Origin of the sequence: Streptomyces sp. ADI96-02, from assembly GCF_003846185.1 — a bacterium.
Lineage (GTDB): Bacteria > Actinomycetota > Actinomycetes > Streptomycetales > Streptomycetaceae > Streptomyces.
Map to the genome: position 1 here is coordinate 6,191,227 of NZ_ML123034.1, position 9,924 is coordinate 6,201,150.

General features: G+C 72.4%; 10 protein-coding genes and 1 pseudogene. 7 read left to right on the plus strand and 4 right to left on the minus strand.

Features of this window, described 5'->3' with window-relative positions; translation table 11 throughout:
• Positions 1-387 (minus strand): annotated as a pseudogene (locus EES43_RS27090) (hypothetical protein); the annotation flags it as partial.
• A 552-nt stretch (positions 388-939) separates the two neighbouring features.
• Between EES43_RS27090 and EES43_RS27095 the strand changes: the two are divergent.
• Complete coding sequence (locus EES43_RS27095; RefSeq protein ID WP_124271183.1) at positions 940-1,650, plus strand: hypothetical protein; 711 nt, start codon at positions 940-942, stop codon at positions 1,648-1,650.
• A 75-nt stretch (positions 1,651-1,725) separates the two neighbouring features.
• Here EES43_RS27095 and EES43_RS27100 read toward each other — a convergent pair whose 3' ends face one another.
• Positions 1,726-3,171, minus strand: coding sequence for a glyceraldehyde-3-phosphate dehydrogenase (locus EES43_RS27100; RefSeq protein WP_124271184.1), 1,446 nt, complete (start codon positions 3,169-3,171; stop codon positions 1,726-1,728).
• 366 nt (positions 3,172-3,537) lie between these two features.
• Here EES43_RS27100 and EES43_RS27105 point away from each other — a divergent pair, with 366 nt between their 5' ends.
• From EES43_RS27105 to EES43_RS27130, 6 genes are all read left to right on the plus strand, one after another.
• The gene (locus EES43_RS27105; RefSeq protein WP_124271185.1) at positions 3,538-5,451 is read left to right on the plus strand and encodes a sensor histidine kinase; all 1,914 of its coding nucleotides are present in this window, start codon (positions 3,538-3,540) and stop codon (positions 5,449-5,451) included.
• A 5-nt stretch (positions 5,452-5,456) separates the two neighbouring features.
• Positions 5,457-5,891 (plus strand): roadblock/LC7 domain-containing protein, encoded by a 435-nt coding sequence (locus EES43_RS27110; RefSeq protein WP_124271186.1) that lies wholly within the window; start codon positions 5,457-5,459, stop codon positions 5,889-5,891.
• A gap of 2 nt (positions 5,892-5,893) precedes the next feature.
• Positions 5,894-6,265, plus strand: coding sequence for a DUF742 domain-containing protein (locus tag EES43_RS27115; RefSeq protein ID WP_124272172.1), 372 nt, complete (start codon positions 5,894-5,896; stop codon positions 6,263-6,265).
• On the plus strand, positions 6,243-6,866 hold the full coding sequence (locus tag EES43_RS27120) for a GTP-binding protein (protein ID WP_124271187.1): 624 nt from the start codon (positions 6,243-6,245) through the stop codon (positions 6,864-6,866). Before EES43_RS27115 ends, EES43_RS27120 begins: the two co-directional genes overlap by 23 nt.
• On the plus strand, positions 6,863-7,447 hold the full coding sequence (locus EES43_RS27125) for a GAF domain-containing protein (RefSeq protein WP_124271188.1): 585 nt from the start codon (positions 6,863-6,865) through the stop codon (positions 7,445-7,447). Before EES43_RS27120 ends, EES43_RS27125 begins: the two co-directional genes overlap by 4 nt.
• A gap of 174 nt (positions 7,448-7,621) precedes the next feature.
• Entirely contained in the window at positions 7,622-8,050 is a 429-nt protein-coding gene (locus EES43_RS27130) for an MmcQ/YjbR family DNA-binding protein (protein ID WP_124271189.1), read from the plus strand.
• A gap of 34 nt (positions 8,051-8,084) precedes the next feature.
• Here EES43_RS27130 and EES43_RS27135 read toward each other — a convergent pair whose 3' ends face one another.
• Both EES43_RS27135 and EES43_RS27140 read right to left on the minus strand, forming a co-directional pair.
• Positions 8,085-8,984 (minus strand): transketolase family protein, encoded by a 900-nt coding sequence (locus tag EES43_RS27135; protein WP_124271190.1) that lies wholly within the window; start codon positions 8,982-8,984, stop codon positions 8,085-8,087.
• Positions 8,985-9,102: 118 nt separating this feature from the next.
• A complete protein-coding gene (locus EES43_RS27140; RefSeq protein ID WP_124271191.1) occupies positions 9,103-9,804 on the minus strand; it encodes a thiamine pyrophosphate-dependent enzyme in 702 nt (233 codons plus the stop codon).
• Between the last annotated feature and the right edge of the window lie 120 nt (positions 9,805-9,924).

Genomic DNA, 9,924 nt, shown 5'->3' on the forward strand with positions numbered 1-9,924 from the left:
GTCGGGGGCGTCGGGGGCGTCGGGGGGCTGGGGCGTGCTCCACACGTCATCGCCGGGCAGGCGCCACATCACCGCTGTCAGCCGCCACCACACGGTGCCGTCGTGTTCGTACCGTGTCATCCCGGCGAGCCGTGGCAGCAGCTGCGCGGGGAACTGTCCGAGGAGCGGTTCGGACTCGTCCTCTTGGTAGAACCCGTCCACGTCCCAGGACCACACCAGCGTGCCGTCCGGTCCGTGGTCGACGCCCAGGGAGCGGCAGTCGCTATCGATCGACAGCCGCTCCCCGTCGGGAAACGCGTCGAACTTGTAGCTGTAGTGGTCGGGACAGATGGCACTCAGGGCGGCGAGGGCCCGACACCTTTCGAGCAGGGCAGGTATGTCGGGCATACGTGCGGCGGCTTCTTCGACAGACATGCGCACCAGCCAAACACACGCCTCTGACAGCCGGCACTGTCACATGGCCGAGGGCGAGTTGACCGGGGAATGAAAGGCCGAACGGGATCGGCATGGATGCCCACTTGACCAGGACGTCAGGTAGATCGAGTGCGGCAGAACGGGGAACCAACGGGGCTCCTGTGCTGATGACTTTGAGGCGTCGAACACCTCTCTCAGCGGCGCAGGAGCCACGTGCGTTGTGGGAGACGTCAGCCCGTCACCCGGTCAGTGGCCGCTCTGAAAGGGCGGCAGTGGTCGATTTCCAGGTTCCGAAGTCCGGCCGGTGCCGCTGATCCAGCGTAGGGCGGCCATGAGCGCGGCGCGTTGCGCGTCGGGCAGGTCGCCGAGGACGTGTTCGTTGTGGGAGGCGCTCGGCTCCGACCACCGGCTCGAACACCGCCGCGACCTGGTCCATCGGTCCGCGGGTCGATTTGTCCCGGGCCCAGGCCGGTGCTCCCGAGGGCGCCCCGGCGGACGCCGGGCGGCCCGCCGTACGATCACCGGATGAACCTCGAACTCGCACCCGAACGGTACGGACGTCTGCACGTGCGGAAGACCGACCTGGGCCCGGCGCGATGGCTGACCGGACACGCCCCGGAGCGCGGGCACTTCGGCACGGTCGCGGGCGTCGCCGCGCCCGGGTTCGCCGCCTACGCGCGGGTGCTGCACCCGGCGTCCCTCGACGAGCGCCCGGTGACGTGGGCCGCCGTGGGCGCCGCCCATGGGCGCGAGGTGGTCCCGGGCATGGACTGGCACCGGCTGATCGGGGTGGCGAGGTTCTACCAGAACGACGAGGAGTACGGACTGCCCGGCGTATGGGACGAGCATCCGAGCGAGGGGCCGACCCCGCCGGACGTCGCCCGGAGCCTGATCCCGGTGCTGGCCCGGCACACCGCGACGCCCGACCGCTGCTGGTTCGGCCTGTGGGTCGGCTACGGGCGCTGGGACTTCGGCCGGTTCCCCTGGTTCGAGACGCCCGAACGGGACAGGGTGCTGCTCTCCGGCCCGCTGGCCGACGCCGCCTCGCCGGAGTCCCTGGACCAGTACGCCGAACTGCCCGACCTGTGGTGGCCGCAGGACCGCGCCTGGTGCCTGGGCGGTGACGTGGACCTGGTCAGCACGTACGTCGGCGGCTCCGAGGAGCTGATCGCCGACCTGCTCGCCTCTCCCGGCCTGGAGGCGCACCGCGTGGCGCCCGGCGACACCCCCGGCTGAGCGCCGGGCCCGGTCGCACCCGTGCCCGGCAGGTTCGACGCCTGCCGGGCACGGGTGCGGTGCGCGAGGCGCGGGTCAGACCGCGGGGGCCGGGAACGTCGGGTACTCGACGCCGGAGACGTGCTGGACGACCCGGATGACCTGGCAGGAGTAGCCGAACTCGTTGTCGTACCAGAGGTAGAGGATGGCGTTGTCGCCCTCCACCTTGGTGGCTCCGGCGTCGACGATCGAGGCGTGCCGGGATCCGATGAAGTCGCTGGAGACCGCGTCGGGGGCGCTGATGAAGTCGATCTGGCGCTTGAGCGGTGAGGCGAGCGAGACGTTGCGGAGGTAGTCGAGGACTTCCTGCCGGGTGGCCTCGCGCCCGAGCTGCAGGCTGAGGATCGCGATGGAGACGTCCGGCACCGGGACGCGGATGGAGCTGCCGGTGATCCGCGCGTCCAGGTCGGGCAGCGCCTTGGCCACCGCGGAGGCCGCGCCCGTCTCGGTGATGACCATGTTGAGCGCCGCCGAGCGACCGCGCCGGTCGGAGCTGTGGTAATTGTCCAGCAGGTTCTGGTCGTTGGTGTACGAGTGGACGGTCTCCACGTGGCCGCGCAGCACGCCGTACTCGTCCGCCATCGCCTTGAGCGGCGGGACGATGGCGTTGGTGGTGCAGGAGGCGCAGGACAGGATCCGCTCGTCGGCCTCGATCATGTCGTGGTTGACGCCGTGCACGACGTTCGGGACGTCGCCCTTGCCCGGCGCCGTGAGGACGACCTTGGCGATGCCCGGGCGCAGGTGCTGCGACAGGCCCTCGCGGTCCCGCCACCTGCCGGTGTTGTCGATGAGGATGGCGTCCTTGATGCCGTGCGCCGTGTAGTCCACCGACGTCGGGTCGTCGGAGTAGATCACCTTGATCTCGTTGCCGTTGGCGATGATCCTGCTGTTCGCCTCGTCGACCGTGATCGTGCCCTGGAACTGGCCGTGGATGGAGTCGCGCCGCAGCAGCGAGGCGCGCTTGACGATGTCCTGGCCCGCTGCCTTGCGGACCACGATGGCGCGCAGGCGCAGGCCGTTGCCCGAGCCGGCCTTCTCGATGAGGAGCCGGGCCAGGAGGCGGCCGATGCGGCCGAAACCGTAGAGCACCACGTCGCGCGACTCGCGGCGCTCGATCTTGTTGGCCCCCATCGCGCCGGCGACCGACTCGGCGGTGAACTCCTCGACGGACAGACCGCGTTCGTCGGCGCGGTACGTGGCGGCGAGCATGCCTATGTCGATCTGCGAGGGGCCGAGGTCGAGCGTCGTCAGAGCCCGCAGGAACGGCATCGTCTCGGTGACCGAGAGTTCCTCGCCGGCGATCTGCCGTGCGAAGCGGTGGGTCTTGAGGATGCTGACCACCGACTTGTTCACCAGGGAGCGGCTGTGCAGCAGGACGTTGACGTCCTGCTCGCGGTGCAGCTTCCCGATGATCGGGATCATCGACTCCGCGATCTCCTCACGGTGCATCCAGTTGGTGAACGAGTCGTCATTGACAGTCACAAGTTTATCTTTCGAGCTAGGCGGCGCTCATATGGTAACCGGACGGTTCTGTTGATCATCCTGGGGTGCCGTCTCCCGGTTCCGGCCTCTGCCGCACGGTGCTCCGAGGCGTAATCGGTCGCCCGTGCGAGGGCTCATACCAGAGCGGGACGGATGGCGGGCAAGTTCGACAACTGCCCGCCGCGCGGCGGGCGGTGGCGACTACCGTGTGTGCCCAGTGGGCGACGGTGGGCTTCCATCCGGCCCGCCCGACCGATCACCCGACCCCGACCGACCACCGCAGACGCCACCGCACAACGCCGATGGGAACGGCATGAACGCCGATCAGAACGCCGATTCCCGGCGCCCCCCGTACCGAGGACGCTGATGTCTCAACTCCGCGCGCCCATCGCGCGACCGGACCGCCGCGAGGGCGGGCGGCACGGCCGCCCCGGCACACGAGCCCAGCCGGCCCCGAGCAGGCCGCGCGCCGCACAGCCCTCCCCGGAGGCCCGCATACGCCCACAGCTGCTGCGCACCGCGCTGCTCCCCACCGTCGCCGCCCTGCTGAGCGGCACCGCGGCCGTCATCTTCACGATGCGCGCCGGAGCCGTCGCTCCGTCGCCGAGCCTGTGGGCCGCCCTCGGCGGCTCGGCCGCCCTCGCCGTGGCCGCCGTCGCGGCGGCCTACCTCGGAGCCAACCGTGTGGCCGGAGCCGTGCTCGACCGGACGCTGGCGCTCCGGCGGGCCAGCGCCCAGGGCCAGGCCGACCTCCAGCGCGTCATGGAGCAGCTCCGCGCGGGCGAACCCCTCGCCGCGCCCCGCACCTCGCCGCCGCCCGTCTCCGGCGGAGACGCCTTCGACCTCCTCGCCCAGGAGATGGGCCGCGCCCAGGACGCCGCGGTGACCGCCGTCGTGCAGGCGTCCCAGCTCTTCAGCTCCACCGGCAACGAGCAGAAGGTCGAGGTCTTCGTCAACCTCGCGCGCCGGCTCCAGTCCCTGGTCCACCGCGAGATCCAGATCCTCGACGAGCTGGAGCACCAGGTCGAGGACCCCGACCTGCTCAAGGGCCTCTTCCACGTCGACCACCTCGCCACCCGCATCCGCCGGCACGCCGAGAACCTCGCCGTGCTCGGCGGAGCCGTCTCCCGCCGGCAGTGGAGCAACCCGGTCACCATGACCGAGGTCCTGCGCTCGGCCATCGCCGAGGTCGAGCAGTACCCCCGGGTCAAACTGGTCCCGCCAATGGACGGCACCCTGCGCGGCCACGCCGTCGCCGACGTGATCCACCTGCTGGCCGAACTGGTCGAGAACGCCACCGTGTTCTCCGCCCCGCACACCCAGGTCCTCCTCCGCGTCCAGCACGTCACCGCCGGTCTCGCGCTGGAGGTCGAGGACCGCGGCCTGGGCATGCCCGACCACGAGCAGCGGCGGATGAACGCACTGCTCTGCGACCCCGACCAGGTCAACGTCGCCCACCTGCTCCAGGACGGCCGGATCGGCCTGTTCGTCGTCTCCGCACTGGCCCGCCGGCACGGCATCGCCGTCCGGCTCCAGAGCAACATCTACGGCGGCACCCAGGCCGTGCTCGTCCTGCCGCAGTCCCTCCTCGGCGCCGACCCGGACGCCGCACCGGCGCCCGACGCCGCTCCCGTACCGCCGCCCGGAGCCGTGCACCGGCCGCCCGCCGAGGACGTGCCGCCCGCACCCGCGCACCTCGCCCCCGAGCGCCCGACGGCCGCTCCGCCCACGGACCCCGGACCCGTGCCGGACACCCCCGGCCCCCGGCACGGCGCGCCGCGGCGGCAACAGCCCCAGCCGCACGGAGAGGCACCGCCCCTTCCGCAGCGCGCCGAGCGGATCGAGACGCCCCGACCGGCCGCCGCGCGCCCGGCGCTGCCCAAGCGGGCGAACCAGGAACACCTGGTGCCCCAGCTGCGGGAGGCGCCCGTACCGCGCGTCGAGGACGAGCACGCCCTGCACGACCCGGGACTCATGGCCGCCTTCCGGCGCGGCATCGACCTCGCCGAGGCCCAGACCGCCCAGGAGGAGGCCCCACCCACCGCGCCGGACGCCCCCGGCCCCGCCAGGACCGCACCGCCCACCGCACTGGACGCCGTCCTGGAGACGCTCGCGCCCCTTCCCGTACGCGGGGCCGCCGCCCCGCCCGGCGCGCACCCCCGTACGGGCCGCGCCCAGGACGCCGCCGGCCCCGGCGGGCCCGACGCGTTTCCCGCCGGCCCGTTCGCAGCCGGCCGGACCGTGCCCGAACCCCGTAAAGACACCACCTACAAGGAGTAGACACCATGGCGAGCGAAATGCCGTCCGGTCAGGTATCGGACCTGGACTGGCTGCTGAGCGGACTGGTCCAACGCGTGCCCTACACGCGCAGCGCGGTCCTGCTCTCCGCCGACGGGCTGGTCAAGTCCGTCCACGGCATGGACCCCGACAGCGCCGACCACATGGCGGCCCTCGCCGCCGGCCTGTACTCACTGGGCCGCAGCGCCGGCGCGCGCTTCGGGGACAACGGCGACGTCCGGCAGGTGGTCGTGGAGCTCGACTCCACGCTGCTGTTCGTCTCCACCGCCGGATCGGGCACCTGCCTCGCCGTCCTCTCCGGGCGCGAGGCGGACGCCGCGGTGCTCGGCTACGAGATGGCCATGCTGGTCAAGAGCGTCCGGCCCTACCTGACGACCCCGCTGCGGCAACCGGCCGGGGCGCCGTTCAGTTCGGGGCTGTGAGGATGCCGGCCCCGCAGGACGGGCCCCTGCTCGACGACGCGGCCGGCCGGCTCATCCGCCCGTACACCGTCAGCAACGGCCGGACCCGGCCGTCCACCGCGCTCGATCTGCTCTCCCTGGTCATGGCCACCGGCATCGAGCCCGAGACGCCCCCGGGCCCGGAGCACACCGTGGCCCTCGGACTGTGCGAGGGGCCGATGTCGGTCGCGGAGATCGCCGCACACCTCCGGCTGCCCGCGGTCGTCACCAAGGTCATCCTCTCTGACCTCGTCGCCTGCGGCGCGCTCACCGCGCACGCTCCCGCTTTCCATGACACGCCCACCGACCGATCCCTGCTGGAGGCAGTGCTCGATGGTTTACGACGACAGCTCTGACCGCACCGGAACCGCCGAGTTCTTCCCCGTCGCCCTCAAGGTCCTGGTCGCGGGCGGGTTCGGCGTCGGGAAGACGACCTTCGTGGGCGCCGTCAGCGAGATCGCCCCTCTGAGCACCGAGGAACTGCTGACCCAGGTCAGCGTGGGCACCGACAACCTCGACGGCGTCGAGTCGAAGACGGCCACCACCGTGGCCATGGACTTCGGCCGCATCACCCTGTCCGAGCAGCACGTGCTCTACCTGTTCGGCACGCCCGGCCAGGAACGGTTCTGGTTCATGTGGGACGAGCTCTCCCAGGGCGCGCTCGGAGCCGTGGTGCTCGCCGACACCCGCAGGCTCTCCGAGTGCTTCGCCGCGGTGGACTTCTTCGAGCGGCGCGGCATCGGCTTCATCGTCGCCGTGAACGAGTTCGACGGCGCCTACCGCTACGAGCCCGACGAGGTGCGCGCCGCGCTCGACCTCGGGCCGGAGGTGCCCGTCGTCCTGTGCGACGCCCGGATCGCCAGCTCCGGTACGGGCGCCCTGGTCACCCTGGTCCAGCACCTCATCAACGCCACCTCGGCACCCGCTCCGCTCCAGACCTTCGGAGCCCACCCGTGACGTCCTTCGCCACCGGCCGGATGCTGCTGACCCCCGCCGACCGGCACGGCCCGGCCCGCGCCGCACGGCTGCGCAGGCTGGACCTCGGTGAACGCCCCGACGCCTCGTTCGACGACTTCGACGCCTTCGCCGACCGGGTCGCCGCAGCCACCGCCACGCCCTTCTCGATGGTCAACTTCATCGACGAGAACCGCCAGTTCTTCGCGGGCCTGCACGCCCCGACCGGCCACCGCGGCGGATCGGACCTCGGCACCGCCGCCGCCGGAGGCAACCGGGGCGGCCGGTACATGACCCGCGACCGCGGCTACTGCCCGCACGTCGTCGCCCGCCGCAAGGCCCTCGTCCTGGACGACGTCTGCGACTACCCGCGGTTCGCCGGCAACCCGGTCGTCGACGACATAGGCATCCGCTCCTACCTGGGGGCGCCGCTCATCGACCGCACCGGGATCGCACTCGGCACCGTCTGCGCCGTCGACACCGTGCCACGCCCCTGGGGGCGGGCGGGACTGGCCACCATCAAGTCCCTCGCGCAGGAACTCGTCCTGCACATCGACCACCGGGAGGGCCGTCACCACCTGTGAACGGCGGCCCTCTCGCCGTGCTCCGCGGCGCGAGGACGGCCCTCCGGCCGGTACCGCGTCCGCGGCCGGGCTCAGGCGACCCGTCGACGCATCGCCGCGGGATGCGGTACCGGCCCCGGGCGGTACGGTCGAATCCCGGCAGCGCCGCCGGGGCACGTCGATCGGAGACCCCGGATGACCGCCGACGCCGCGACCACCGCAGCAGACGTCCGCAGCATCGCCCTGTCACTGCCCGACACCGCCGAGAAGCCTGCGTGGGGCCGCCCCACCTTCCGGGTGGCGGGGAAGATCTTCGCCGCGCTCGGCGACGACGACACGACGATCGGCGTACGGTGCCCGAAGGAGGACCGGTCCGAGCTGATCGCGGCCGAACCGGACAAGTTCTTCCTCCGCGAGGGACACGACGACCACTACGCCTGGCTGCGGATCCGGCTCGCCGCGCTGGAGGACCGGGACGAACTCGCCTCCGTCCTCACGGACGCCTGGCGGCAGGCTGCTCCCCGGCGGCTGCTCGCCGGACACCCGGAGCTGATCGGGCCGGGACTCGTCGGGCCGGAGGAGGACGGGCCCGGGGAGGACGGGCCCGGGGAGGACGACGGCTGAGCGGCCCGCGCGCGAAGCGCCCGCACCGGCCGCCTCACCACCGCAGGAATCCCGCGATCCGCTCCCGCAGCCCGTGCGCGTCCAGCCCGTGCGCCACCAGGTGCTCCTCCAACTGCCCGTACCGGCGCAGCTCGGCACGGCCCACGCCGAGCCCCAGCACCCGGTGCGGAAGGTCTGCCAGCGCGTCGTTCGCCGGAGCCGTGGAGGTGCCCGCCAGATACGGTTCCACGATCACCACGTCCGCCGCCCCCGCACCGGCGGCTCGGCGCACCCCCTGCGCGTCGAAGGGCCGGACGGTCGCCGCGTAGAGCACGCTCACGTCCAGGCCCTCGGTGGCCGCGAGCACGTTGTCCAGCATCGGACCGACCGCGATCACCGTCCCGCCCCGACCGCCGCGCACCTCGGCGAAGCCGGTGCCGGCGCCCACCGGCCGGGCCTCCCGGTTCGACTGCAGCGAAAGCCGCAGGTACACCCGGTCGTCGCCCGCCACCGCCTCCCGCAGCAGCGCCTCCGCCTCGTCGGGATGGCCCGGCACATGGACCGTCCAGCCGTCGAGCGTGTCCAGGAGCGCCACGTCGCCCGGAGCCATATGGGTGAAACCTCCGGCCGGCCAGTCGTACGAGCCCCCGGCGCTGACCAGGATCCCGCCGACGCCCTGATGCCCGAAGTCCAGCTTGACCTGCTCGAACGGCCGCTCCACCAGGAAGCTGGCGAAGGTGTGCACGACGGGCCGCAGGCCCGTCAGCGCCATCCCGGCCCCGGTGCCGATCAGCAACTGCTCCCGGATGCCCACGTTGACCACCCGGTCGGGATGCGCCCGCCGGGCGGGGTCGAAACCGTCGCTGCTGATGTCGGCCAGGACGACGGCGAGCCGGGGCTCCTCGTCCAGGAGCCGAGAGGCGGTGGAGATGAATCGATCGCGCATGGTGTCCATGAAGCGTCCTTCCGGGTTCGGCGCGGAGCGGAGCCGTCCGTTCGCTCTGCCGGTTTGGTGGCTGCCTGTCTGTCTGTCTGTCCGAGCGGTGGGCCGGGCGGGGAGGCCGCCGCACGGGTCAGTTCTTGGGCTCGACCCGGGCGATCACGGCCCGCGGCCTGCCCGGGTGGGGCGCGGTGAAGGCCGCGTACAGGGCTTCGTGGTCCCGGCCGTCCACGGTCGCCGCCGACCAGCCCGCGGCCTCGAACCGGGAGGCGATACCGCCGGGCCAGCCGTGGGTGGCGGAGGCGTTGTCGATCACCACGGTGTGCAGCTGCTCCAGCCCGGCCGGGCCCGCGTGGGCGATGGCCTCGTGATTGCTGCCCTCGTCCAGCTCGGCGTCCCCGATCAGCACCCAGACCCGCGGGTCGGTGAGTCCCTGGGCGCGCAGCCCGAGGACGGTCCCGACGGCCAGCGGCAGGCCGTGCCCCAGCGATCCGCTGCCGATCTCCGCCCCTGGTACGAGCAGCCGGTCCGGGTGGTGCCCGAGGGGCGAGTCGTACGCGCCGAAGGTCGGCAGCAGGGCCTCCTCGAAGAAGCCGTGCGCGGCGAGGACGGCGTAGTAGGCCATGGGCCCGTGCCCCTTGGAGAGCAGGAAGCGATCGCGTTCGGGGTCCTCGATCGTGGCGGGTGTGACCCTCAGCACCCTGCTGTACAGGACCCACAGAGCGTCCAGCGTGGAATGGGCGGCGGGGCCGTGCTTCTCGTCGCCCGTCATCAGGGCGATGAGCCGGTCCAGGTCGTGGTGGCCGCGTGCCGGTGCGGCGGTCGTCTTCGTCATACGGACGAGCCTCCGACATCAACCATGGTTGAGGTCAAGCGCTGAAGGCGTTGGTGACCACCGGCCCGAGTGCGGTATTGTTCTCATGCGCGTTCGGCCACGGGAAACCGCAGGTCAGGC